We start from the raw sequence: 24,372 nt of genomic DNA, 5'->3' as shown, positions 1-24,372 counted from the left end.
AGTGAGTTAGCAACCTTCCGGTCGGTAACTCGAGGTGCGCATATTACGCTTTCCTCACTCAGAGTCAACTACTTATTTCGTTGAATTTCTCTGTTCTCTTTGCCGGTCACTTAACTACTTGATTCGTCATGTTCCGTCTCGATGGATGCGCATTATAGGGAGTCGAATTTTTTGCACAACCATTTTTTTGCCTTTTTCTACTGTTTGAATACTTTTCACTCCTTACGTGTAGATCTTGGTCGATCCGCTGTGTATTTACTGCCACACCTCCCCCTGATTGGTTGTAATTTCATCAGCAACGGCTAGTATTGCCTGTAAAAAGTGATCTTATAAATGAGGTTATTGTTATGTCTGATGCTATTCGCCCCTATTTGCAGGATTTTCCAACTTTAGGTGCTCGCGTAATGATCGATAGATCCAGCGTGATCATTGGCAATGTTATTTTGGGCGATGATGTCAGTATCTGGCCACTAGTGGCTATTCGAGGTGACGTCAATCAAGTCGTTATTGGCGCACGTTCAAATATTCAAGACGGCAGTGTGTTGCACGTTACCCATAAGTCTGAGCATAACTCCGAAGGGGACCCACTGATTATTGGTGAGGACGTGACTGTGGGACATAAAGCTATGCTTCATGGTTGTACTATCGGCAGCAGGGTACTCGTTGGGATGGGGTCGATCCTATTAGATGGAGCAATTATAGAAGATGACGTCATGATTGGTGCCGGCAGCCTCGTTGCTCCTGGGAAGCGGTTGACTAGTGGTTTCCTATATATGGGTAGTCCTGCTAAACAAATCAGGCCGTTAACGCCTGCGGAATTAGAAGGTCTTCTTTACTCGGCTGGTAACTACGTACGCTGGAAAGATGACTATTTGGCAGAAACTAAATAGCCGAGACTAGATTAGTCGTCATAATAGATGATGCAGGAAATAGGCTTATATCTTTCCTGCATTATTCTGCTCTTCTATTTATGTAGTTCATTACGCAGTTGATTTAGTACTGGTGAAATTTCAGGCATCACACCATGCCAGAGCTGAAAAGCATGTGCTGCTTGTCCCACTAGCATACCCAAACCATCCGCAGAAGAACTCACACCAAGTCGCTTGCACCAAGCTAAAAATGGCGTGTCCTCAGCCTGATAAAACATATCGTAACAACGTGTTTGGGGGCCGATAATACTTGTCGGTAAGTTTGGAACTTCGCCATGGATGCCAGAAGCTGTCGCATTGATAATTAAGTCAAATTGACGCTCGTGTATAGCATGCATTTCAGCAGCATCAATATCACCCAAATGGTGGAAAACTTCAGCAAGTTGTTTGGCGCGAGCATAAGTCCGATTAGTCACAACAACCTTACATCCATACGATAACAATGGAAGAATAACACCATGCGCTGCCCCCCCAGCCCCCACTAACAAGATGTTATCGGTTTCATGAATCAAATGCAGCCGCTCAAGATCACTTAGCAAACCAATACCATCCGTATTGTCACCTAATAAGCGGCCATCCTCTAACTGCTTGATCGTATTAACAGCTCCTGCCAATGATGCACGATCTGTTAGTTCATCACATTTGGCGTATGCTCGTTCTTTAAATGGTGTCGTGATGTTTGCTCCCGCCGCACCATCAGCAAAAAAGCGTGCTAATACTTCTTCAAACGTTTCAGTCGGAGCAAGCACCTTACCGTAGTGATGTTCTATACCTGTTTGCTCAGCAAAAAGTGCATGAATCCTCGGCGATTTACTGTGCCCAATTGGATTACCAAACACTGCGAACTTCTGATCCATGCTATTTCCTACCCTTGACGAAATTGCTTACCGGTTAAAGCATCTCTGATTTCAGATGGGTTTAAGCGACCACCAACCTTGCCGAGGAGCACCGGTAGTGAAGGGCCAAATTGTATTCTTACTTCTTCTTCCGTACGACAAGGCTCAAGACCACTCAAATTAGCGCTAGTTGAAACCACTGGCTTGCCATATTGCAAACACAATTGTTGGACAAGTGGGTGGTCACTCACCCTGACGGCCAATGAATCAAAATTCCCCGTAAGCCAACGTGGTGTATCAGCTCGGGCGGGAATAACCCACGTTACTGGCCCTGGCCAACAGGAAAAAATCGTCTCACGTTGTAGATCACTTAACGCCGAATCATCAACGTAGGGTTTTAATTGTTCATAACTTGCTGCAATAAGGATTAAGCCCTTCTGCCATGGCCGTTGCTTTAAAGCTAATAAAGCATTCACTGCCTTTTCACTATCAGGGTCACAACCTAAACCAAAAACAGCCTCTGTCGGGTAAGCAATAACCTCTTCTTGCTGTAAGGCCCGTAATACTTCAGCCAAACCATCATTATTCTTTTTTATACTCACCTTGTTATTACTCACTTTCTACGGCCTTCCCACATAACTTACTAGCACAAAAACATTTGACGCCTTGCGCTGTTCTCTTTTCCATTAACAATGGATAGTGACAATAACTGCATTTTCCAGCAATAGGTTGCTGGTTAATAGTAAATTGGCAATCTGGATAACGGTTACAGGCATGGAAAATCTTCCCAAAACGTGACTTACGTTGAAGGAGTTTTCCTTGGCCACATTGCGGACAATTTATCGATGTCTCGTCCGGTTTATCAATCACTTCCGTATGATCACATTGCGGATATTGGCTGCATCCAATAAACATACCAAAACGCCCTTGGCGCAATACCATCTCTGAGCCACATTTAGGACAAAATTGCCCATCTAGGACTTTTACAATATGACCATCAGATTGTGCTTTTAAAGGGCGAATATACTGGCAGTCGGGATAGTGTGAACAACCAAGGAATGGGCCATGCCCCCCACTGCGGATGACTAGAGCCGAGCCGCATTCAGGACATGAACCATTATCCTTGGCAGTAACTGTTTTCGTCATAACGCCTTCTATAATAAAGTTATTAGCCAGTGGAATTACCACTTAATGCACATAACCTTCGTTGACTTCAAAAAGTAGCTCTTCCATCTGCTGATAGGCATTTTCATTACCCGGTATGTTAAATAACACCATCAGCACAACCCACTTAAGATCTTCCAGATCAAGCTCATTAGAATCTAACGCCATAATTCGATCGATAACCATTTCTCGAGTATCGAAGTGTAGGACCTGAATTTGCTCAAGGAATAGGATAAAACCACGGCAAGTGACATCCAGACGTTGGGATTCTTCTGTCGTATAAATGCGTAATGCTTGTGGGTCAGCGGCGTAGAGATAAGGTGCTTTCTGCCCTTCTTGTAGATCGGCAAGTGCCTCTAACCAATTTAGGGCGTTGTTGATATCCTCACGATAGAAACCTGCGTCAGCAAGATCGTCAGTAATCTTATCTTGGTCGACAAGCATTTCTGACTCGTTATGCATATAAGTTTCAAATAAGTAAATTAAAACGTCGAACATGGCCTGCCCTCCTTAATAATCGGACATAGCCGCCGGGTACTGCTGCGATCCACCCTGCTAACTCCAGCTCGAGCAACTTGCTTACGATGTCTGGCACAGGTTGGCCGGCACGTTCGGCGACGACATCAACAGGTGTCATCACATACCCATACACACCAACAAAAAACACCTAAAGCAATGATATTTAATGAAACATGAATCTACACAAATCCGTACTAATCCAGCCAATTTGGGCAAAATGTGGATCACAATAAAACCGACATTCGCCCACCTATTGCCCCCGCCACCTGCAAAACTGAACCTATACTTTTTCATTCTAGCAGTAGCACGGAACTCCACAATATTAACCTACTGCTCCAGTGGGTTAAACCTGACAGCATCTTGTAAATGGTCTGGAGCAAAATGCGCATAGGTCATAGTTTGTTGAATATTGCTATGACCGAGTATCTTTTGCAGCGTCAAAATATTGCCGCCATTCATCATAAAATGACTTGCGAACGTATGCCGAAACACTCGCACAGATTGCCCTACAGGCAAAGAAGGAATAACAGCCCTTAGTGTTTCCCTGACAAAATCGTAATCCACTCGTAGGAACAAGCGGCCCCCTTCCGGCTTATAAACTTCTTTATACAGCTTCGCCGATATTGGAACAGTTCTATTTTTGCCATTCTTCGTGTTATTAAAGGTCACCTTATATTTGATCACCGATGCACTTGTTAACTCTGCCGCCTCTTCCCAGCGCGCACCAGTAGCCAAACACAACTTGATTACTTTCAAATTGTCGCCATCAAAGCTATTAAGCAACAAATCAATTTCAGGTCGTGAAAGGAAATACATTTCACTTTCAGTCTTTTTAATCTTGACGATCCCCTTAAGAGGATGCTGGCTATGATAGTGGCCGCTCTCTATGAGCGTACTGAATACACCGCTCAATATCATTTGCGTTCTATTTATCGTGCTAGGGCTGATTCCACTGGATAGGCGGGCTGCTTTATAGTCTGCAAAGGAACCCTTTGTAACCTGGTCGGCGCGTGGGTTATTCATGTCATCGGCTAACTTTTTAAGTCGCTGATAATCATCCTTACCAGCCTTTAGAGTTTGGCCGTGATATTTCCACCATAACTCTATCAACTCAATCAATGGGCGACGGTCTGCTGGTTTCTCTAACCAGTCCTTATTATTCTGCGTGGCAATAAGCCACCGTTCGTACTGCTGCGCCTCTGACTTAGTATTGAAACGTTTACGTATTCGCTTACCGCTGCGCCCTTGCGGGCGCACATCAACAAGATACTGACCGCTATCAATCTTACTGACGGTCACAGCCAGCCAAAACCTTTGCCCATAACGCCCGCCAACCCAATAGCAACAGTGATGATGGCTGCAAATAAGACTCTAAAATCAGCCCTCATATCCTTGCGAACTTCTTTCAGATCTCCACGAAATTCTTTTAAATCTGTCTTGATGTCAGAAATGTCGCGTTTGATATGCTCAATATCAGACCCCATTCGGCCCATTGCTTCATCTGCATTTTGGTGCATATTCTGGTTACTCCTCTTGGCTGGCGCCTGAATGAATTGACCTACACTAAAATAAATGTCGCTCATTCTTCACTCTCCACATCCTTGGATTGTAAGCTATCAAACCATTTCAATACAGGCGTAACACCGTAAGTCGTAATATAGCCGCAATTATCGCATGTCATTTTGTAGTAATAATTTCCATCACTATCACCTGGATTTGCCGGCTTATGATGAAAATAGGTTACAAATGTTTGCCCCGACTGCCCCTCAAAGAGATCCGCCATAGTTGAGTGATTCGTTTCATCAAACACCTGCTCACCGTCACTATTACACATAGGGCAGAGAGTAGTTACACCCTTGGTGTCTAGAAATTTACTAAACTCTTTAACCGTTATTTTCTCAAGCCTTTTGAAGAATGCTGCTTGTACTTCATTATCTTTATTCATAAATCCTCATTTAACCAATGTATCTTTTCACAACAGATCCCACCCTTACCCCAAGAAACATATATTTTATAGATAGTTAGCCAGCCTTCTGGCCTTTTTGGTGGTCGGATGTGTTGTTTGGCCCATCAGGGGAGAGAGCCGGTGATATTTGTCCGGCAGCTTCTGACGTTTTCCCAGTCATTAGCCAGAGTGCGTATTTCTCAAAAATTGGAAGCGCTAAGATTTGTTCAATTACCTTAATCCCCGCATCTCTCTGACCGGTTTCATAATTTTTGATTGTTCCTAAGCCTATCCCTGCAATTTCAGATAGTTGCTGCTGGGTTATCCCCTCAGCTAAACGCATGTCTCTTAATTTTTTTCCATAAGCACTTGACGAGGTCATCATTTAGCGACTAATCTCCACTCTACAAGGTCGCCAAAAGATGACCTTGAATCTTAATAAGTCCGAATAAATCCGAATGTGATCGAAGAGGATAAGTCATGAGCACTCGAAGCACCAAGCCAGTAATAGTAAAAATGCCGGATTGTCCGGTGGTTTTCTGCCTCCCTTATCCAAAATTGACCCTGTCCGCGTATGCAGAAATTACGGGCCAGACCGTCCGCACCATCCAACAGCAAGCCAATGAAGGGAAACTGACATTGACCAAAAACAAGCCTGGCCGGGAACGCCAGGTAAATATGGTTTATGAATTTCTTGAGGCTTACGAAGAAGCACAGGAAGCATTAAGGCTAAAAGTATGAGTTGCCAATCACCCGGAAACCCAATCCGTGAGCTAACCCGCATTAGCGATCACACTTACGGTTACCTTGGCTTTTTAATTACCCGCATTGACCGTAGCAAAATAAACCCGATCACCCGTTACCACGTTCGCCAGGGTGATGAGTCTTACGGCAAGTTTGACGCACTGGCGCAAGCCATTGAATACATCGACCAGTTGTATGAATTGAGGGGATAAAGCCCTCCCTCAAATAAGCAGTTTGCGAAAGGGTTTTATTCTTACCAACCGAGCGAGAGGCAATATGTCAAACCTAAGCAATGAGTTAAAAACCACTATGGAAACAGAAATTACAGACGGAAAGTTGACTTCTGTAACTGTTAAAACCACTGGGACGCTAAGCAACGGGGAACTATTCTTTGCTTCAAATTCTTTTTATCCACAGCCTGAGCACGTCGTGAGTTTAATTCAACTCACCGCCAGCCCCGAATATATTGCAGCGTGCAATTATCATTGCGCTCTATTTAAGCAAGCCAAAGAAGAAATATATTCTCTTTCAAGCGCCAATACCGAACGGGAAGATGCTACCACTATAGATAGCATCACAATATACACCCATGCGGGGCCTTTCGGTTCTATAGAGACTTAGTTGCTATTTATACGGGTTAAGTTGATTAAAGTCTCTATGTAGATTTTTAACACTATCTTCGTTTATTTCACCTAGTGTTTTCATGATATTCACTGATTGTTCACGAGGCAGACTGGCAATTATTACACCTAAAGCAAGTTTTATTGCATCAATATCGCCAGAATGATGGGTGAACGAAATGTTATTAAATGAGAATGCCTTATTCATGATTATTCCTTTGTGGTTGGTAGGTATAGCGCCAGGGTTCCTTCTCACAGTATTGGCCGGCGCAAAAACAGTACCACAAAAAACGCGCGCCGGGCGCGATGAAGTACCCCGGCACCTATTCACTTGATGGAGATCACTTTATGACCGCTAATCAATGCCCGTCACTGGCTGCAATGCTACGGAACGGCCAGCAAGTTACCCACCGTCGCCACCAGTGCGGCTGGATTGAAACACCAGACGGTCGCGATTTTCAGCCAAAGGCCAGCGAAGTGCAGTTTATCAAAGGTTGCCGCACCCCATTCATGGCAAAACCCAGGGGTAAAACCCGTTGGTGGGCGCGTCTGATGGGAATATTTGCATAAATTGGGGGGATATATGGCTTCTATTGGGATTGACCAAAGTAACAGAAAACTACCTTTCCGGGAGTTCACTGTTGAATGGCGCTTAAAGGCCAATATTAACCGCAATAATGCATGTCGACATTTCAACGCAAACCCGCATGACGAACAGACAGGGAACGCCAATAGAGAAGTTATTTTGTTTTGCGCAAACCGTATCGCTGAAACAAAAGGTATTCAGCGCCCGTTTAAATCTGCCGATGCAAATCGACGCTTTGAGACGTTTACAGAAGATGAGCGCGAAATAATTATCGAAGCGCTTAATTTTATTATTCGTTTAACAAAAGCATTTCCTGATTATTTTTCACTAGGTGAAAGAGTAATCAGCATCTGAATTTAACACTTTAATTATGGCGAATTAGATTTCGTCAGGATTCCCATTATCTAAATACGGGGTGATAAAAATGGCTGTTGCACCGATAAAGTTAACAAATGAGCTAAACGACATAGAACTGGTCGAGCATTTTAATCATGCCCGACTTTCTGAGCGTTTAATGTTGCTAGAGCGCTTAGATAATCAGCTAACGAAATTAAATAAATCCAAGATTTCCAAAGAGGAAATATTAAAGGCGTTGTCCGTTTGGATATTAGAAGTTAAATCCGTTGCTAATTCATCCACTGTAAATAAAGAGGCTAAATAATGGCTACACATATTAATACAACCAATGCAATTAAAGGGCTGACTATTGCGGCTGGTAGTCTCATTCCCCTTGCTGCGCTCGATGGTATTCATGCAATCGCATTAAGGGCGCTCGTCAGAAAACATTTAGTTGCTGCCGGTATTGAAATCGATCGTCTAAATAGCGAGGTAATTAAGTTACGAGCGCGTGTTCAACATTTGGAGGTATTCAATTCATCATTCGAACCTAAATGGGATTCTTTAATTTTTGCAATTATGGGTACGGAGGCAGGTAAAAACATATGTAAAAAGGGTCATGATAAAACAACTGAGTTAGCCATTCAGGCAATACATAAAACGGAGTCTGACCGCAAAGAGGCCCAGCGCACAGCACAGGCATTTCAGGAAGCGGCCTCATATTCGCAAGCAGTAATAACCCATCAATTAAAAATCCTGCCTGAATATTTCCAAGCGGTTATTGATGGCAGAAAAAAGGCCGAATTACGCAGTAATGACCGTGATTTTAAAGTCGGGGATTATCTGCTTTTGGCCGAGTGGGATGAAGAGGGATTCGAATATTCGGGCCGCAAGATTGTTGTAGAAATATCAGATATTACTCAATGTGATTTTGCCGCTCCGAAACTAGTCATGCTTTCATTTTTTGATCCATGCGATGAAATTCCATTTTAAGGATGAAGCCATGACTATTCCAAAACGCCACGGCCAACCCTGGCTACCGGATGAGCTGGCTTATCTACGTGAAGCGGTAACAACCACGAAATACCGTGATATTGCTATTTACTTAGGCCGAACATTAACAGCCATTCGTGTAAGAGCAACCGTTGAAGGGGTAAACCCTTTAAACATAGGTGAGTGCAATCGCAATACTATATATAGCGATCATGATGTGGAGTTGTGCAGTTCACTTTATGAGGAAGGGGTAAAACCTAAACTCATTGCTGAAAAAATGGAAATGCCAGTCAGCGCCGTATACGGGATTGTTTATTACCGCTCTCGTCGGTCACCTACACCGGATGAGAAAATCCCGCTCATAAGGAACGCATCATGATTGATCTTCCATCTGCCGGTCTATGCGAATGACCAAGCATTCAATTGGCCGAATAGCGCCAACACCGCCGTCGCCCTATCAGGGCAGCGGCGATTTACCTATTGCGGCGACTTATTGGTGGAACGATAGGTATATTCCCGCCATTGGTGCGCCAGATTACTTAGTCAGGGGTAAGCAGCAAGAAAATGAGGAACAAATAGCCGCGCTGATTAGCGCCCAAGACCTGTTATCAAAACAGCCTAAAATTGTTCAACGTGGTATCAGGTTTCACCTTAATAAACTGGAAGAAACACAAGGCATTCAACGAGCTAATACGCACTTAACAAGAAACTTTGTCGAGCGCGTATTGCCACGTTTGAATACTGTCAATGACCAATATTTGATATCCACCGACGCCAACGATACAGCGCCTTTCGCCTACCGATTCAATCAATTGTCAGATTATGGCCGTGCCGATATTGAAACATTGGCGAAAGATATCGCCATAATGATCAAACGTGAACTTGGAATTGTTGATGATGAGGTCAACGGAAAATCAGAGTTAAATATTGCTTTTGCACTGTATGCCCGCGCGTCGGCGCTGACTCGCGCCTTTCGCCAATCCGTGCCGGGGTGGGATGCTTATCAATCTGAGCGTGAGAAACTAACCGAGGACAAACTAGCCTCCTATATTGCCAAAATGCAATCTGAAAGTTGGTGGATTCGCTGCTTGCGCCGCCATAGCGATAAGTGGAAAGAGCATCTACATATCGCCCTAGGCAATGTCAGCAAAAAAGCCTCACCCTATTCCAGTATCGGAACCGTCAGCGACTGGCGCGAACAAAAGCGCCGCACACGCGAGTTTCTCAAATCAATGGAATTAGAGGACGAAAAAGGCAACCGTATTTCTCTGATTGATAAGTACGATCACAGCGTTGCTAATCCGGCAATTCGTCGCTGTGAACTGATGGCCCGCATACGTGGGTTTGAAGATATATGCACAGAGATGGGCTACGTTGGTGAGTTTTATACGCTGACCGCCCCGTCTAAATACCACGCCACCAATAAGCACGGACACCGTAACCGCAAATGGTGCGGAGCTGATCCGGCGAGAACGCAGTGTTATTTGCGTGGGGTGTGGAACCGGGTCAGGGCTAAATTGCATCGAGAAGATATTCGCGTATTCGGCATTCGTGTTGCCGAGCCGCACCATGATGGCACCCCACACTGGCATATGTTGCTGTTTATGCTGCCTGAGTCCGTCGATCAGGCGCGTAAAATCTTGCGCGATTACGCCAGTGAAGAGGATGAAGAAGAGCTTTACAGCGCAAGGGCCAGAAAGGCCCGTTTTCATGCCGAGGCTATTGATCCGGAAAAAGGCAGCGCAACGGGTTACATCGCTAAATACATTTCGAAAAATATCGACGGTTTCGCGCTGGACGGTGAAACCGACGATGAAACCGACAAGCTACTGAAAGAGGTGGCCCCCGCTGTATCTGCGTGGGCCAGTCGCTGGCGTATTCGTCAGTTTCAGTTTATCGGCGGTGCACCTGTCACCGTTTATCGTGAACTCCGCAAAATGTCAGACCACGAAACCGCGATGGGTTTAAGCGTGGAATTTGCTGCTGTTCATGATGCCGCTGACTATGGTCGCTGGGCTGAGTACGTTAACGCCCAGGGCGGGCCATTTGTTAAACGTGAAGATTTGATCGCCCGCACCTATTACGAAACATCAGAAACCACCAATGAATATTTTGAAGATGTGATCCGTATTCGTGGCGTGTTTTCGCCACCGGTTGGCATAGACACGCCCATTATCACCCGTACCACTGAGTGGAAGATTGTCAAAGCCCGCGCCCTTGACCTGTCCGTTGATTTGGCCGTTGACCTTAAGGGCGCGCCTGCGCCCTCTCGGAGTTCTGTCAATAACTGTACGGGGGTTCAAAAAATAGTCACTCAGCCGCCGGCCATTGAGCCACCGCCGCCGCCCGAAAATATCCATTTTGAGTTATTAACCGCCAAAGAACGGCGGCAAATGCTCAGACGGATACGCAACGAACTGGTCAAAACAGACCTGCAACCGAAAAAAATACGCCTACTCACCCAGGGCGAAATCATGCTGGGCGCGAAGTTGGGTGAGAAAGAGGAAAAAATCAAAGATTTTGCAGCGTCGATAGGCATTGATTTGAATAACAACATTCTGAAATCAATGGCGAAAGGTGCATCAGTATTAGTCGGCGATATCGCTTATCGGGCGGGAACGGATGGCGCGTTGTATCAAGTCCAGCGGATTGCAACACCGGCAGAAGATATCAAAGCCAGATTTGAGCGGTTACGCCAACAGCAAGTGCCGCAAGTTATCCGCTTAATTGGAGATCACTATCGAAAGACGCAAGCCACCGAAATGGAAAATGACAAGGACAGACCTGTTTGGTTTGGACCAATAGCAGGTTAAAGCGCATCATGGCTATAATGGGAAATTATGGAGTGTAATATGGTCAATCAGATTTATATCTGATGAAGGAAACAGGTGTGCTTATAATTCTATTTTTAGTCGATGGTAACTAAGAAAAGCCCCAAGCGGGGCTATTATTAACCAAGGCTGTTTTTCTTAAACTTCATCACGGTCTTATTATATCTAACTTGACAGTTATCGAATTTATTTTTAGTTATTCTCTCAATTTCATCACATTTATATTTTACTAATTTTTCTGTAGAACTGGGGGTGTTGAGAGTTAAAATTGTTTTGATCGTGGCTAATTTTTCCTTATTGTTTGCACAGGCATAATACAAATTGGACAAGGTCTGATCTTGAGTAAATTCTTCTACATCTTTGGAAAATTTTTTATAAAAACTTTCTAATTCATCAAAATCAGAAAGGCTTCTTACATAGCCTTTTAATTTTGGTGTTGATAGCTCTTCTATATTGGAAGAGCAAGCTTCGCTAAAAACCGCTTTTAGATTTTCTATCCTACCTAACAAACTTTGAATTTCATGTGCAGATGGTAAAGGCGGGAATGTACAAAGTTTTTCAATGTACCAATTGCTTGTCATTCCTTTTTCACCTCGGGAATGGCGTAAAACATCAACATTCAAATCCCAATTTTTGGTTTTTTGGGCTTGATATATATATGCTAAAACAATGTCTGGAAAACCATTGTAAAGATGGTTGGTTTTCTTTTTTACTGCTTGAATATTCTGAGCGAGCGAGCCATAGACACCGGACCAAGAAAGGAAATTTTCTTTAAACACAATCAACTTCTCAAGATTTTCTCTTCTATCAATCTCAGCATCTATACGATTTTTTTCCTGAACAAATAGAGTGTGTTCTTTAAAATATTTAGTGCCACATATTCCACCAATTAGACCTTCTTTACCTTCTTTTGTAACACCTACATACCCGTTTTGATGCTTTGTCCCACAGATACCGCGTTCAGTTTTAACTTGACATTTAACTTCTTCACTAAAGTGATAACGACCTATAAGCGAGCTAAAGCTATCCACTGTAATAGATAAGCTCGCCGAATAGTTTGGGCGGGACGTAATCTGATCGATGCTTGCAAAAGACTCTGAACTATTAGTCATTTCATATCCTTATTAGTGCATGCTGTTTAGCTGAACAGCCTGATAAACATACATCTCTAACTTTTACTGAGTAACACCGCTTTGTTTAAAATGCAAACAGGTTATATGACTGAATAAAACTGGCCCCAGTAAAATTGATTTGAGATACGCCCGTTTCCGGCACAACGCCGCTCGTCGATTGGGTATAGTCCTATGAGCCAATGTTCCGACTCAGAGAAACCTTTCTCTTATCCTGGCTGACCTTGTAGCAAATCTAACGCAATCTGTCTTTCTTCCGGCTTCAACATTTCAAGCAAAGCCATGACTAACTTACTCCCCGTTAACCCGCTGGGGCTAAGTGAGTGCGAGAACACCGCGTTAAATACAAAGGTATGACCGCACTCAACATTGGAACAAGCACAATACAAGTCGGCTATTTTGACGTCTTTCCATTCTGTTTTGCGGATAATTGCGGGTGCGCGGCATTCCGTGCATTTAATCTTGAACATTCGCATATTAACCACTCCGAAAGCTATTTCTGTTAACTTTCGTGATTTTAGCTTAATTCTGCTCACTTTTCGCCCCTTTCAGTATTATCCGTGTCTTTATCTTCTCTAAATCGCAGGTGTAAATGGGCGGGTATTTCGGGGTCGGTATTCACTGCGCGCATAAACTTATTTTGCACCGGTAACACTTCATCTTTTCGATACGTTGATCGGGCCTTGTCCGGGTCACCCATCACCGCGCCATTAGGCGGGATAATCCCCGCAAGGCCAGCCGGGAAGCGGTGCGCCGTGAGAATATCCTGAGCAGTAATGCTTTTTATGTTGGAAAACTCATCTTTGGCGCTCACTTCACCGATGGATATCAATTTAATCCCTTCCGGGTTACCTTTCGGAATACTGATAAACATATTGCGGAAGTTACCCACCCCCTTGCTCTGTTCTATTTTCTCTTTTATTTCTTGCTCAACTTCCACGCTAATATTGGGATCGTTGGCATACAGAATAAAGCCCATATGCGCGCCATTATGGTAATAACGGCGGCGAAATATCGTCGCCTCTGAATTCAGTAATACAGAGTGGATACCGCCGATATAATCCGGTAAACCATAAATCTGTTGTTGGGGATCGTACTGCGATAAAAAAATAATGTCGGCCGGGGCATAAATAAGCGGCTCATCTTTTTGCAACACAACGAACTCACCTGATTTGCGCCGGCGCGTATAGAGTGAGGGCAAAGGCACCAGGTCGATCACCTCCCCCCAAAAATTACGCACTTTCAAGATAGCGACATCCCCAAACAGGTAATAATTAAACCCCGCCGCCTCGATATTGTCAGTCGTTAGCCCGCCGCCAAGATAATCACTGACGAGCATGTTGCGCCTGGCATAGAGAACGCCGCCATGCTGGCCGTTAAGATTGGGGAGTTGCGCCAAGGCGAGACGGTCTATAGGCAGTCGCCAATGGTCGGAATCGTTGTCGTACCATATCTCACTGTAATCCGTCCCCGTCGTTAATATCGGTTCAGGTTCCCCAAACGAAATAACGCTGCTACGTCCTGGGGTGAAATCCTCTGTTTTCTTGGCTTTTTGGGGGCGGGTACTGTTCTGGCGTCCGCGTTTCTTTTTAGTTGTCATGCTGCTTTTCCAAAGGCCCAAGTAGACGGGCGATCATATTCATAGTCGAGGGGTTCATTAATCACAGCGTGAGAAATGGCGAAAAATACATCGGCATGGCCGGTAGCCTCTGACCGTTCAGCAACAAAAGTCAGCGCGTTGCCGCTCGCGGTCGTCGTGCGGCGAATTGCCATAAAGCTGGCGGCGATTTCGGCCCGCTCTTGGCTGTTCTCGTCAGTCGCGTCCTTACTCCATTCGATGCGGTGACGTTCCACCGTATCAATCATTTTCAGCACCAAGCGGGTTTTACTTTCCACACTGTAGAGAATCGGGGTGGCTTCCCTAGGCGCAAATTTGGTGACCAAGTCATAAACGCCCCGCCCGATGCCGGTCACATCAATCCCGATATAGGTCATGTTATAGCGCCGCATCAGTTGCTTAATTTGCTCCGCTTGCCAGGTGAAATTTAACCCTTGCCAGTAGAAAATCGCCAAGACGCGAAAGCGTTCGCCGTCATACATCGGCGGCGCAACAATCACAAAGGTCGAGTTATCACCGGAGCGGGACGGGTCGAAACCACCCCATACCTCACGATTGGCAAATGGGCGCGCGGCTTTCATGTCGTGGTCTTGCCACATGCCCGCATCCACTGCGCATCTTTCCAACTCGGAAAATTTAAAGACAGCGTCTTTACTGTCAACAAACTGGCACATATACAACATGGCGAACGCCGTCGCATTGTACTTATTACGCAACCGCTCAATGTCAACTAAGGCGCTAAGACCGCCTTTGATGGCATCTTCCATCGTGATGATGTAACGCCACTGACCATCCGGGCAAAGGATGCCGGCTTTACGCATTTCACTTTCTTTCGGGAATTTAGCCTTTTTCCGCTTGGCGTCGTCTTCCCGCCAGGCTTCCCCCGTCCAAATAGGGTAAGCCTGATGTGTTTTGGCGCTGGGTGTTGAAAAATAGGTGGTCCGCCATTTGTTTTGTGTCGCCATCGCTGACGCGGTTTCATGAAAACGCCCAAATTTGGGTATCCAGAATATTTCGTCACCGTACAAATGGCCGTTAAAACCTTGGGACGTGTTCGCGTTGGTCGACAAGAACCGCAGCACCGCCCCGTTGCTCAGTTTGATCGGGTTACCGGTCAGCGTAATACCAAAAGCCTGTTGAGCAATTTCGACAATATAAAATTTGAAAATTTCAGACTGCGCGCGGGACGCAGAGAAAAAGACTTGCCGATCACCGGTCAACACCGCATCTTCAAAGGCTTCAAAAGCAAAATAGTACGTCATGCCGATTTGACGCGATTTCAGGATGTGCCGGAAATCCTGTTCTTTATTGGCGCGACAATGAAGTTGGTAATCAAACAGGTGGTTGTTAGCCCAGCTATCCAGCATTTCCTTAGTAATGCTGGAAATGTCATTTTTACGGTATGAGCGTTTTGTCTCACCCCCGAAGCCGGTTTCATCATCACCGCCACTGGATTGCATCGCCATACGCGCTTTTATTTCAGCCATCTTTTCAGCGTGTTTATTGCTTTGCGCCATTAACTTGACATGGTGCGCGACCAAGTCGCGGATTTCTTCCAGTTCCAACGCGGTTTTATTCTCACGCCGTGATAACTGGTCATGTCGGCGCGCAATGGCCGCTTCAAAAGATTCAACCGGTAATAATGCCGCCCACTGGCCTATATCAGACCAATGATAAATCGTGCGCACCGGAATGTTTAATTCCTGCGCAATATCTTTGGGCGTCCAGCTTTTAATAAAAAGCGTTCGCGCCGCCTCTTTAATTTCATCAGAATATTTTGCCATAAGGCTATTATGACGGGGGATTTAAACAACGTTGATCACTATATATCGGCTACATTCGGTTAATAGCGCATAACCGAACTTATAATAATGATGATGGATGCACCGTATTTAAATATCCGCAATACTGCAAATCACAGAGTCACTATTTATGACAAATAACAGTAAAAGGGTATTTCATGCCGCAACTTATTTCCGACTGGCGTTGTATTGGTACTTCTGGCGCGTCGGTAGATGGCCGGATACTAGAACCCCAGTGGTTAATAGACTGCGCCAATACCTACAGCCGCGAGACTTACACCGCCCTGTTATGGCCGCACCATGAAGAAGATATTGCTATGCGGCAATATACTTATAATCTCGGTGAGGTTGACGCATTAAAATACGAAGAAGCAAACGGAAAAGTTAAACTTTACGCAAAGATAATTCCCAATCAATTTTTAATTGAAGCTAACCGCCTGGGACAAAAATTATTCACCTCAGTTGAGGTATTCCCTGATTTTGCTGGGAGTGGTCAAAATTATTTATTTGGTTTAGCGGTAACTGACATACCAAATAGTTTAGGCACCGAAAAACTGTCATTTACTATTGATGGTGAAACAAAAGAAGGTACGCGCGGTAATGTCGAAGCCTTTAGCTTAGGACAATTAAAAACCCGTGACAGTAAAACGGAAAATAAAAAAACAGGTTTATTTGACCGCCTATTTTCCATTAAGAAAGAATTCACAACCGACCCCGACAATAAACAGCCCAATCAGGGCGAGGATGAAGCCAAGATGGATGAATTAAAAGCCCTTATTGAAGCGTTAACCCTGCGTATTCAACAAATGGAAGAGAAAGCCAACGGCACGACCGCAGACACTCCAGAGGAAGCCGCCGAGGATGTCGCTGATTTGGCTGATGAGATTGCTGAAGTGGCTGACCAGGTAGCCGAAATCGCCGCCGACGTAGCTGACAATCCAGAGGATGAAGTTGTCGCCGCTGAATTCAGTGTCGCGAAAAAGAACTTAGCGAACTTGATGAAGTCATTTGCTGCCGGCGGCAAAGGTAAATCGTCGCGCCGTTCTCGCACTCGCAATCACACTCGCCGCGCCAGCCGTCGCCAAGATTTTACCGCCCGTACATCGAAGCCTGAAACCAGCGGTAACGAATTGGCCGACCTAAAAACGCAGATGACCGCCGTGCTGGAAAAATTCAGCGCCATGGAAACGCGTCAAACCAAGGTTCCCAACGGCGCACCGAATGGCAGTGATAAGCCTTTCGAATTCAACTAATCATTATCGCCATTGATCACCTTTAAACGGGATAAAAGAACATGCAATTAACCCCAAAAGCGGAAGCCCTTATCCGCAAATATGCGGCCGGCTTAGCCAAGGCTAATAACCAGCCTGACACGAAGCAATTCTTTTCGTTAACTGACCCGAAAGAAACATCGCTCCGTAATGCGCTGATGCAAGAGTCTGAATTCTTGCGCCTTATCAATATGATGGATGTTGACCAGATTCAGGGCCAAGTCGTCAATACCGGTAATCCGGGGATGTTTACTGGACGTAAAAAAGACGGTCGTTTCAATCGTGAAATGGGCGTGTCGGGTAACGAATATAAGCTAGTCGAAACCGATTCAGGCTCATATCTGACCTATGCGCTTCTGGTCGTTTGGGCGAATTCCGGTACAGAAGATGAATTTTTCCAGCGTATTCAAGCATTCAGCAACGAATCCTTTGCGCTGGATATGTTGCGTATCGCTTTTAACGGTACCAGCATCGCCGACAACACTGATCCAGTGGCTAACCCGCTGGGCCAAGACGTTAACCGCGGCTGGCAAACGATTGTCGAGGAACGTTCACCCGGTCAAATCATCACCGACAGCGTGATTTTAGACCGTAACGGCACCGGCGCGGATTTCGTTTCACTGGACGCGGCTGTTACCGACCTTATCCACACTTGCATTTATGAACCATTCCGCAACGACCCGCGCTTGGTGGTGTTGGTATCGGCCGACCTTATCGCCGCTGATGCAACCAGCATGATGAACCGCATTGACCGCCCGACGGAGAAAGTCGCCGCGCAGTTGATTAACCGTGAGATTGCGGGCCGTACCGCCTATACCCCGCCATTCATGCCGGAAGGGCGTTTGATTGTCACCATGCTTTCAAACTTGCACTTGTACACCCAGCGCGGCACGCGTAAGCGTAAAGCCGAATGGGTAGACGACCGCAAGCGCTTTGAAAACAACTATCTGCGCATGGAAGGTTACGCGGTGGAGTATGACGAGCTTTATGCCGCTTACGATGTGATCACCGTGGGCGATGGCGTCCTTGATGAAGTCAACGGAGGCGCATAATTATGGCCCTTTCCCCTTGTCAACGTTACCGCCGGCGCGTCATGGCTGAAACAGCCTTAAAAAAGCATGAAGCCTTGAGCGCCAGTCCTGCCAGCCTGCATTTACAACTGCGTGAGCTAGACAGTGATGTAATGCGAGTGCGCAGCCTGGGAACGATTGCCGACCGCATCGATATGAAGCATGACGAGCTGTTGCCTAAATGGCTACCGACCGTTGAGCGCTATCTGGAAAGCGGCATAGTTCACGCTAACCCGGCGTTCGCTTGGTGCGTGGTCTGGTTGTTTGACGTGGGGAACTTTGATCAGGCGCTGGATTGGGCCGATATCGCCATTGAACAGGGGCAAAGCACCCCTGAGAACATCAAAAGCACCTTTTCCACCTTTGTGGCTGACACCGTTATTGCGTGGGCCGAAACACAAGCGTCACTCGGTCACAGCATTGAGCCGTATTTTAGCCGGACGTTTGCCAATGTTCGCGATAAATGGCGGCTTCATGAAGAGGTTAACGCCAAATGGTACAAGTTCGCCGGGTTGCTATTGCTGGCTGATAAGTCTGGTAAACCGGTTGCCACGGCGATCGATGATGTGGACACGCTGTTAGAGGCTGACGCATTACTGGCACAGGCTGGAGCCTTTGATGTGAAAGTGGGCGTCAAGACTCACCGTGAAAAAATCGCCGCCCGTATTCGGGCATTACAAAAGGCTTAACGACTACCGCAAGCCGGGGCGGGCGCGAGGGAGACAGAAAACCCGTAAGGTTTTCGAGGTCGTGGATCTCGGTCAGCCCGCTTCCCATTTTGCACATAAGGGGTTTTTGTGGCAGCACCATCATTAGGGTTTAGCGGTCGTCAAATTGAATACCAAGATAAACCCATTGTTAACGGGGTGACATTTTGGCCTGACCTCAATCTGGCTGATTTTCAAAAATCGCGCACCATCCCGCCAGAACTGCCGGCATCAACAGCCGCACAAGCGTTATTGGCCGCGATAGCTGAAATTAATGATGATGTCGCCGACGTCGTGATCTACTGGCAAGGCAAAGGCCACGCTACTGCGCTGGATACACCAGGCGCGAAAATGGCAGATGAAAACCAACTGACCGCCCAATACAAAAAAGCGGTATACGCCAGGGCAAAAGCGGATTTGTTAGGCGAATTTGCCAGCATTGGCCGGCGCGAGACGCACCCAGGGCAGGAAAGCAGCGAAACCCGCGACATTCTGTTAGCGGAAGCGGCGTTTGTACTGCGCAATATGAAGAAATACCCGCGTGTTGGGGTGCATTTAATATGAGCCAGATAGAAAGCCTGACCGCCTTTTTAACGGAGTGTTTGCCAGAACGGGCAATGCAACAATTTGAAAGTGCCATTGATAGCGCGTCGATCATCACCGCCCCAAAAGCCCTGGGATTAGAACAGCGCCGGCTAGGCATATTGCGTTATCACGCGGTATTGAATTGGGGGGCATTCCCTTACCGAATTTTCGCGCCGGCAGAAGTTTACGCCCTGATATTGGCTTGGCTGGGCGATTACCGGAATGAAATTTATGACGAGTTGGAACTCGCTGATCCGACTGTTGATATTGAATTTGATGAAGAAAATTCGTCACCGCTTGAAATCGTGGTGGAGCTGGCCGACAGCATCAATATTCGCGTAGATGAAAACGGCCGCATTCCATTGAATGGGAAACGTTGGTCACTGGTTAACCCTGAAATCATGGTTGCCACCGGTGGCCGGCTGTTCAGTGGCGGGCCATCAGGTGAACCACAATCACCCGGTGTACCGTTGAGTGATGCGCCGTGATTGTCCGTGGAGAGCTGGATAAACGCCAGTTGCAACAGTTGCGTGAATCGTTAAAGGCGGCTGACCTGCCCCCTAAAAAGCGGCAACGGCTGTTATGGCGCATTGCCAAGCTGGGGATTATCACCGCTGCAAAACGTCACCAACGCAACCAGACAGACGCAGACGGCAAACCGTGGCCGGCGCGCAAGCGGGGTAAGGGCAAGATGTTACGTCAGTTACCCAAATTATTGCATGTGCGAGAAATGCCGGAACAGGAAGCTGTCCGGATTTATTTCAAGGGTGGCAACTATAAAAACGGCAACAAACCGGTTTCAGCCGGCTTAATTGCGGGGGTGCATCAAGATGGCGCGTCATTTTCAATGAGTGCCGACCGTGCGCCACGCCCTGACCAACGCAATAAACCGGCACTACCGCGCCAAGCTAAAAAGTTGCGCGCGCTGGGTTTTAAGATGCTCAAAAACGGTAAATACGTTAAGGCAACCAGCGCACATATTTTAAACACCATGAGCATGGCACAGGCTGGGTTAATGATTAAAAAACTTCGCGGTAAACCGGCGAAAAAATCATGGCCTATCGAGATCCCTTCTCGCGTGTTCCTAGACGTGAGTGATACCGAGTTTAACAACATTATGACGCGCCAACTCCAGGCTATCGGCTTTGGCTGGAACGTGAAAGCGCAGGACATAAGAGGAAAACAATAATGACATGGCCCACCGTAACACTAAACCAGCTTAACCAGCGCCAGGGCAGGATTAACGAAGTTGAGCGCACCGTGCTGTTTATTGGCAGTGCCGCCGCTGATTCTGATAACCCCGGCGATTTGATCGCTCTGGATTCACAATCTGATGTCGCCGTGGTGTTGGCTGATGCAGACATTTATTTGCGTGAGAACGTCCGCGCCGGTCAGCGCAATGGCGGTCAAAACTGGCAAGCCTACGCCATTATCATGCCCGTTGATGCACTGCCAGGCGACGACATATTGGCGATCATGAATGCGCAACAGTTGCTTTCTGTTGAGGGGATTGTTTGCACGGTTCCCATTATTGACGTGACCAGCGGCCGCACCAAAATTAACGCGTATGCGTCTTTACGTGCTGACCTGGCAAATAAATACGGCCGTTGGGCGTGGTCAATGCTGACGGTTGCCAGCCCGACCGAGCAAAAAGAGTCATTAGAAGAAATGACTTGGTCGGAATATCTGGCCTTTATGGCTGAATTGGAAACCGGTATTGCCGCCGAGTCGGTGCAACTGGTGCCGGCATTGTGGCGCAATGAAGCCGGCGTGTTAGCGGGCCGCTTATGCAAGCGCAGCGTGACCGTCGCCGACAGCCCCGCACGCGTTAAAACCGGTGCATTGACAGGGTTGGGGATTGATAGCGCCGATATGCCCGTTGATAAGAACGGCGTAGAAGTCACCTTGGCCCATTTACGCGCCTTGCATGACCTGCGTTATTCGGTGCCGATGTGGTATCCCGATTACGAGGGTATGTATTGGGCCGATGGTCGCACGCTGGACGTGAAAGGCGGCGATTTCCAGAAAATTGAGAATGTGCGGATTGTGGATAAGGCTTCTCGCCGAGTGCGCATTCAGGCCATCGCCAAAATTGCCGACCGCTCAATGAACAGCACACCGGGCAGTATTGCCGCCCATCAGACCTATTTCGCCCGCACCCTGCGAGATATGTCTCATAGCATCCAAATTAATGGCGAGACATTCCCCGGCGAAGTGAAGTCACCGCAAGCGGGCGACGTCGCTATTTCCTGGTCGGACAGCGAAACGGTGAGCATTTACATTGTGGTGCGACCTTACGGCAGCGCTAAAACAATCACTGTTGGCATCATGCTAGACGAATCAATCACCGCCATCACGGAGAATTAACATGACAACAGCACGCATTGGCGGCAACTCAATCGACATTAGCCTGGGAACGCAAACTATCTACGTCAAAACCATTTCCGTGGATATCACCGATAACACCGCCGCCACGCAAACGCGCGGCATTCCTGACGGTTTTGTTTCGGGTGATGTGTCCGCAGAAGGTGAAATGGAGTTGGACGCCAAGAACTTTAAAAAAATTGGGGCGGCGGCTAAATCAGCCGGCAGTTATCGCCAAATTCCGACGACCGATATTCTTTTTTATGCCAATACCGGCGATGAAGAATTATCCGTTGAATTGTTTGGGTGCAAGTTGGTGGTGACCAGTCCGTTAGGGTTTGACCAGAAAGGCGGCGAAACCACGACCCACAAAGTTAAATACTTTGTGACCAGCCCCGATTTTGTGCGTATCGATGGCACTCCTATCTTGTCTATGGACGATGTCCGCGACTTAGTCGGGTGAGTGATGCATATGCCAAACGGAGAAACGTCATTTATTCGCATCGTGCTGATGCTCGGCGGGGTTGGGGGCTTTATCTCTCTCGGCCAAGTGTTAGTCGGTAACGAAGCGCTCACCCTGCGCTTGATTGTCGGTCGCATCATCTTGGGTTCGGCGACGTCATTACTGGCAGGTATGGCCCTGATTCATTTACCTGGCTTAGGTCTTTTGGAATTACTCGCCATCGCATCAGCGCTAGGGATTACTGGCTCCAGTGTCATTGAGCTGCTACTGACACGATTACTTACCCGTTATTTAGGGCGAATTAAAAAGGAAAAAGAATCATGACATTAAGCGAAAAACAGGCGGTATTTACCGTCATGATAGCCCAACTCATTAATTTTGCTGACGAGCACGGCTACCGCCTGACCTTTGGCGAAGCCTACCGCACCCCGGAACAGGCCGCATTAAACGCCAAATCGGGTAAAGGCATTACCAACAGTTTGCACACCCAGCGCCTAGCCGTGGATTTCAATCTGTTTATTAACGGCCAGTACCAGGACAAAAGCGAAGCCTATCAGCCCCTGGGGGAATATTGGGAGTCGATTGGTGGTGCATGGGGCGGGCGCTTCAAAGATGGCAATCATTTTAGCCTCGAGCATAACGGGGTGAAGTGATGCGCGAACTGTTGCCGGCGATATTGCTACTGATTGCGGCTTGGTGGCTCGGTTGGACGATGCACGGCGAGAGCCAAGCAAAAATAGAACTGGCAATTAGCCAAGTCGCTACCGCCACCCGCGTGCAGGTTGAAAAAATCGCCGGCACATCATCGCGGCAACTTGAGGACAAATTAACGGAGTTAAGAGCCAATGAAGTGCATACGGAGCGAACTATCAGGACTGAAATCATTAAGCCGGTATTTAGCAATGTTTGCGCTAGTGATGAGTATGTCCGGCTGTTCAACGACAGTACGGAACGCGCCGAGCGTACCCTATCAAGAAAATTTGTTAACCCCCTGCCCGGAACAGTTGCCGCGCCTGGCGGGTAATACCGGCACCGATTTTAGTGATGCGCTGGAACAGTACAAAACGTTATATCCAGAGTGTGCCGCTAGGCATAACCAATTGATAACAGAAATCAGACAACGGCGAGACTTTGAACATGACCGATAAAGCAAATGACGTACTCATTAACCTGATTAATCGCGCCGCCAGCGGTGTGGATCAGGCTATCGATTTCAGTAAGGCCCAGCTACCGGACATCATTCATCAGTTGATGGTCTGGAAAGCAGTCTCTTACAGCCTGCGCATTACCGTGTTTATTCTCTTGCTAATTGCCTGTGCTTTTTTCATTAGAAAAAGTCTGACGTATTTATCACACGATAAGTACTACGCTATCGCCACTACTTTTACAGGCCTCTTGGCTATGTTGAGCATTTTCTTGTTTGTCGCCCTGACATCAAACATCGGTCACGCACTGCAACTGTGGCTAGCCCCAAAGGTCTGGCTGATTGAGTACGCCGCCCAGCTAATGAAATAAAGCGGCACGATAAAACGACACATTAAAAATATTTAAAACCCAATACTAAGGATTGAACCATGAGCAAAGAAACTAAAGACGTTATCACCCTGGTCGTTAAAGGTATTACGGTGCAATTCGCCCCGACATTAGTCGCCTATAACAAGTGCCTGAATGAGTCGGCACGCGATGAAAATATCGTCGGCGCGATCAGTACCTACCTGAAACGAATTGTTGTGCCGGAGTCTCGCGACAATCTGGCTGAGCTAATGCAATTCCCTGGTTTGGCGGCGCAAATCGCCAAAAAAGTGAATGAGATTTACGCCCCAGACGCTGATATCGAAGTAAAGGAATAACCGCGCTTA

At 46.8% G+C, this 24,372-nt stretch carries 37 protein-coding genes and 1 pseudogene; 24 read left to right on the top strand and 14 right to left on the bottom strand.

Annotation, left to right across the window (positions count from 1 at the left end; translation table 11 throughout):
* The first annotated feature begins 347 nt into the window (after positions 1-347).
* Positions 348-890 (top strand): gamma carbonic anhydrase family protein, encoded by a 543-nt coding sequence (locus tag BN68_RS22185; protein ID WP_019213357.1) that lies wholly within the window; start codon positions 348-350, stop codon positions 888-890.
* A 74-nt stretch (positions 891-964) separates the two neighbouring features.
* Here BN68_RS22185 and aroE read toward each other — a convergent pair whose 3' ends face one another.
* The 9 genes and pseudogenes from aroE to BN68_RS22145 all read right to left on the bottom strand — a co-directional run bounded on the left by aroE (position 965) and on the right by BN68_RS22145 (position 5,778).
* The gene (gene aroE, locus BN68_RS22180) at positions 965-1,786 is read right to left on the bottom strand and encodes a shikimate dehydrogenase (RefSeq protein WP_019213356.1); all 822 of its coding nucleotides are present in this window, start codon (positions 1,784-1,786) and stop codon (positions 965-967) included.
* Positions 1,787-1,794: 8 nt separating this feature from the next.
* A complete protein-coding gene (tsaC, locus tag BN68_RS22175) occupies positions 1,795-2,382 on the bottom strand; it encodes an L-threonylcarbamoyladenylate synthase type 1 TsaC (RefSeq protein ID WP_019213355.1) in 588 nt (195 codons plus the stop codon).
* Entirely contained in the window at positions 2,375-2,911 is a 537-nt protein-coding gene (locus tag BN68_RS22170) for a DNA topoisomerase family protein (RefSeq protein WP_042807102.1), read from the bottom strand. Before BN68_RS22170 ends, tsaC begins: the two co-directional genes overlap by 8 nt.
* A gap of 42 nt (positions 2,912-2,953) precedes the next feature.
* A complete protein-coding gene (locus BN68_RS22165; RefSeq protein ID WP_019213353.1) occupies positions 2,954-3,427 on the bottom strand; it encodes a DUF494 family protein in 474 nt (157 codons plus the stop codon).
* Positions 3,399-3,575: pseudogene (locus BN68_RS23760) on the bottom strand (DprA-like winged helix domain-containing protein); the annotation flags it as partial. The gene BN68_RS22165 and the pseudogene BN68_RS23760, both read right to left, overlap by 29 nt.
* Positions 3,576-3,775: 200 nt before the next feature.
* Entirely contained in the window at positions 3,776-4,747 is a 972-nt protein-coding gene (locus BN68_RS22160) for a phage integrase (RefSeq protein WP_019213352.1), read from the bottom strand.
* Positions 4,744-5,031, bottom strand: coding sequence for a hypothetical protein (locus BN68_RS22155; protein ID WP_019213351.1), 288 nt, complete (start codon positions 5,029-5,031; stop codon positions 4,744-4,746). The genes BN68_RS22160 and BN68_RS22155 overlap by 4 nt, the downstream gene beginning before the upstream one ends.
* A complete protein-coding gene (locus tag BN68_RS22150) occupies positions 5,028-5,393 on the bottom strand; it encodes a hypothetical protein (RefSeq protein WP_019213350.1) in 366 nt (121 codons plus the stop codon). Before BN68_RS22150 ends, BN68_RS22155 begins: the two co-directional genes overlap by 4 nt.
* A 76-nt stretch (positions 5,394-5,469) precedes the next feature.
* Complete coding sequence (locus BN68_RS22145) at positions 5,470-5,778, bottom strand: helix-turn-helix domain-containing protein (protein WP_019213349.1); 309 nt, start codon at positions 5,776-5,778, stop codon at positions 5,470-5,472.
* Between the two features lie 95 nt (positions 5,779-5,873).
* On the opposite strand from BN68_RS22145, the gene BN68_RS22140 reads away from it, so the two are divergent.
* The 3 genes from BN68_RS22140 to BN68_RS22130 all read left to right on the top strand — a co-directional run bounded on the left by BN68_RS22140 (position 5,874) and on the right by BN68_RS22130 (position 6,758).
* A complete protein-coding gene (locus BN68_RS22140; protein ID WP_019213348.1) occupies positions 5,874-6,134 on the top strand; it encodes a hypothetical protein in 261 nt (86 codons plus the stop codon).
* A complete protein-coding gene (locus BN68_RS22135; protein WP_019213347.1) occupies positions 6,131-6,349 on the top strand; it encodes a hypothetical protein in 219 nt (72 codons plus the stop codon). Before BN68_RS22140 ends, BN68_RS22135 begins: the two co-directional genes overlap by 4 nt.
* A gap of 64 nt (positions 6,350-6,413) precedes the next feature.
* Entirely contained in the window at positions 6,414-6,758 is a 345-nt protein-coding gene (locus tag BN68_RS22130; protein ID WP_145579299.1) for a hypothetical protein, read from the top strand.
* Positions 6,759-6,761: 3 nt separating this feature from the next.
* Here BN68_RS22130 and BN68_RS22125 read toward each other — a convergent pair whose 3' ends face one another.
* Complete coding sequence (locus BN68_RS22125; RefSeq protein WP_019213345.1) at positions 6,762-6,965, bottom strand: hypothetical protein; 204 nt, start codon at positions 6,963-6,965, stop codon at positions 6,762-6,764.
* Between the two features lie 140 nt (positions 6,966-7,105).
* Between BN68_RS22125 and BN68_RS22120 the strand changes: the two genes are divergently transcribed.
* From BN68_RS22120 to BN68_RS22095, 6 genes are all read left to right on the top strand, one after another.
* On the top strand, positions 7,106-7,327 hold the full coding sequence (locus BN68_RS22120; RefSeq protein WP_019213344.1) for a phage filamentation protein Fil family protein: 222 nt from the start codon (positions 7,106-7,108) through the stop codon (positions 7,325-7,327).
* A 13-nt stretch (positions 7,328-7,340) separates the two neighbouring features.
* Positions 7,341-7,697 carry a hypothetical protein gene (locus BN68_RS22115; RefSeq protein ID WP_019213343.1) on the top strand — a complete coding sequence of 119 codons (357 nt, stop codon included), beginning with the start codon at positions 7,341-7,343 and terminating at the stop codon, positions 7,695-7,697.
* A 70-nt stretch (positions 7,698-7,767) separates the two neighbouring features.
* Positions 7,768-8,004 (top strand): hypothetical protein, encoded by a 237-nt coding sequence (locus BN68_RS22110; RefSeq protein WP_019213342.1) that lies wholly within the window; start codon positions 7,768-7,770, stop codon positions 8,002-8,004.
* Positions 8,004-8,672 carry a DUF3850 domain-containing protein gene (locus BN68_RS23565; protein WP_019213341.1) on the top strand — a complete coding sequence of 223 codons (669 nt, stop codon included), beginning with the start codon at positions 8,004-8,006 and terminating at the stop codon, positions 8,670-8,672. Before BN68_RS22110 ends, BN68_RS23565 begins: the two co-directional genes overlap by 1 nt.
* 10 nt (positions 8,673-8,682) lie before the next feature.
* Positions 8,683-9,051, top strand: a complete 369-nt coding sequence (locus BN68_RS22100; RefSeq protein WP_019213340.1) for a hypothetical protein — start codon at positions 8,683-8,685, stop codon at positions 9,049-9,051.
* Positions 9,052-9,079: 28 nt separating this feature from the next.
* Positions 9,080-11,485, top strand: coding sequence for a replication endonuclease (locus tag BN68_RS22095; RefSeq protein ID WP_081578883.1), 2,406 nt, complete (start codon positions 9,080-9,082; stop codon positions 11,483-11,485).
* A 137-nt stretch (positions 11,486-11,622) separates the two neighbouring features.
* Here the strand turns inward: BN68_RS22095 and BN68_RS22090 are convergent, their stop codons facing one another.
* The 4 genes from BN68_RS22090 to BN68_RS22075 all read right to left on the bottom strand — a co-directional run bounded on the left by BN68_RS22090 (position 11,623) and on the right by BN68_RS22075 (position 16,035).
* Positions 11,623-12,615, bottom strand: a complete 993-nt coding sequence (locus BN68_RS22090) for a hypothetical protein (protein WP_019213338.1) — start codon at positions 12,613-12,615, stop codon at positions 11,623-11,625.
* Positions 12,616-12,842: 227 nt separating this feature from the next.
* On the bottom strand, positions 12,843-13,109 hold the full coding sequence (locus BN68_RS22085) for an ogr/Delta-like zinc finger family protein (RefSeq protein ID WP_145579297.1): 267 nt from the start codon (positions 13,107-13,109) through the stop codon (positions 12,843-12,845).
* Positions 13,110-13,165: 56 nt separating this feature from the next.
* Positions 13,166-14,233 (bottom strand): phage portal protein, encoded by a 1,068-nt coding sequence (locus tag BN68_RS22080; protein WP_019213336.1) that lies wholly within the window; start codon positions 14,231-14,233, stop codon positions 13,166-13,168.
* Complete coding sequence (locus BN68_RS22075) at positions 14,230-16,035, bottom strand: terminase large subunit domain-containing protein (protein WP_019213335.1); 1,806 nt, start codon at positions 16,033-16,035, stop codon at positions 14,230-14,232. The genes BN68_RS22080 and BN68_RS22075 overlap by 4 nt, the downstream gene beginning before the upstream one ends.
* Positions 16,036-16,211: 176 nt before the next feature.
* On the opposite strand from BN68_RS22075, the gene BN68_RS22070 reads away from it, so the two are divergent.
* The 14 genes from BN68_RS22070 to BN68_RS22010 all read left to right on the top strand — a co-directional run bounded on the left by BN68_RS22070 (position 16,212) and on the right by BN68_RS22010 (position 24,363).
* Positions 16,212-17,306 carry a GPO family capsid scaffolding protein gene (locus tag BN68_RS22070; protein WP_019213334.1) on the top strand — a complete coding sequence of 365 codons (1,095 nt, stop codon included), beginning with the start codon at positions 16,212-16,214 and terminating at the stop codon, positions 17,304-17,306.
* Positions 17,307-17,347: 41 nt separating this feature from the next.
* Positions 17,348-18,376, top strand: a complete 1,029-nt coding sequence (locus BN68_RS22065) for a phage major capsid protein, P2 family (RefSeq protein ID WP_019213333.1) — start codon at positions 17,348-17,350, stop codon at positions 18,374-18,376.
* Between the two features lie 2 nt (positions 18,377-18,378).
* Positions 18,379-19,083 (top strand): phage terminase small subunit, encoded by a 705-nt coding sequence (gpM, locus tag BN68_RS22060; RefSeq protein ID WP_019213332.1) that lies wholly within the window; start codon positions 18,379-18,381, stop codon positions 19,081-19,083.
* Positions 19,084-19,191: 108 nt separating this feature from the next.
* Entirely contained in the window at positions 19,192-19,665 is a 474-nt protein-coding gene (locus BN68_RS22055) for a head completion/stabilization protein (RefSeq protein ID WP_019213331.1), read from the top strand.
* Positions 19,662-20,174 (top strand): phage tail protein, encoded by a 513-nt coding sequence (locus BN68_RS22050; protein WP_019213330.1) that lies wholly within the window; start codon positions 19,662-19,664, stop codon positions 20,172-20,174. The genes BN68_RS22055 and BN68_RS22050 overlap by 4 nt, the downstream gene beginning before the upstream one ends.
* A complete protein-coding gene (locus BN68_RS22045) occupies positions 20,171-20,875 on the top strand; it encodes a hypothetical protein (protein ID WP_019213329.1) in 705 nt (234 codons plus the stop codon). Before BN68_RS22050 ends, BN68_RS22045 begins: the two co-directional genes overlap by 4 nt.
* Entirely contained in the window at positions 20,875-22,053 is a 1,179-nt protein-coding gene (locus BN68_RS22040) for a DUF2586 domain-containing protein (RefSeq protein WP_019213328.1), read from the top strand. Before BN68_RS22045 ends, BN68_RS22040 begins: the two co-directional genes overlap by 1 nt.
* Before the next feature lies 1 nt (position 22,054).
* Positions 22,055-22,513, top strand: coding sequence for a phage protein (locus tag BN68_RS22035; protein ID WP_019213327.1), 459 nt, complete (start codon positions 22,055-22,057; stop codon positions 22,511-22,513).
* Between the two features lie 9 nt (positions 22,514-22,522).
* Positions 22,523-22,837, top strand: a complete 315-nt coding sequence (locus BN68_RS22030) for a phage holin family protein (protein ID WP_042807095.1) — start codon at positions 22,523-22,525, stop codon at positions 22,835-22,837.
* Positions 22,834-23,166, top strand: coding sequence for a M15 family metallopeptidase (locus BN68_RS22025; protein ID WP_019213325.1), 333 nt, complete (start codon positions 22,834-22,836; stop codon positions 23,164-23,166). The genes BN68_RS22030 and BN68_RS22025 overlap by 4 nt, the downstream gene beginning before the upstream one ends.
* Complete coding sequence (locus tag BN68_RS22020) at positions 23,166-23,537, top strand: hypothetical protein (RefSeq protein ID WP_019213324.1); 372 nt, start codon at positions 23,166-23,168, stop codon at positions 23,535-23,537. The genes BN68_RS22025 and BN68_RS22020 overlap by 1 nt, the downstream gene beginning before the upstream one ends.
* Positions 23,431-23,661, top strand: a complete 231-nt coding sequence (gene lysC / locus BN68_RS24670; RefSeq protein WP_071822508.1) for an Rz1-like lysis system protein LysC — start codon at positions 23,431-23,433, stop codon at positions 23,659-23,661. Before BN68_RS22020 ends, lysC begins: the two co-directional genes overlap by 107 nt.
* Entirely contained in the window at positions 23,651-24,028 is a 378-nt protein-coding gene (locus BN68_RS22015) for a hypothetical protein (protein ID WP_019213323.1), read from the top strand. The genes lysC and BN68_RS22015 overlap by 11 nt, the downstream gene beginning before the upstream one ends.
* A gap of 59 nt (positions 24,029-24,087) precedes the next feature.
* Positions 24,088-24,363, top strand: coding sequence for a putative phage tail assembly chaperone (locus tag BN68_RS22010; RefSeq protein ID WP_019213322.1), 276 nt, complete (start codon positions 24,088-24,090; stop codon positions 24,361-24,363).
* The last annotated feature ends 9 nt before the right edge of the window (positions 24,364-24,372 follow it).

It is taken from the genome of Yersinia massiliensis CCUG 53443 (assembly GCF_000312485.1).
Classification (GTDB): domain Bacteria; phylum Pseudomonadota; class Gammaproteobacteria; order Enterobacterales; family Enterobacteriaceae; genus Yersinia; species Yersinia massiliensis.
The sequence above is the reverse complement of the archived record's forward strand: the minus strand, read 5'-3'. Positions and strand labels throughout refer to the sequence as shown.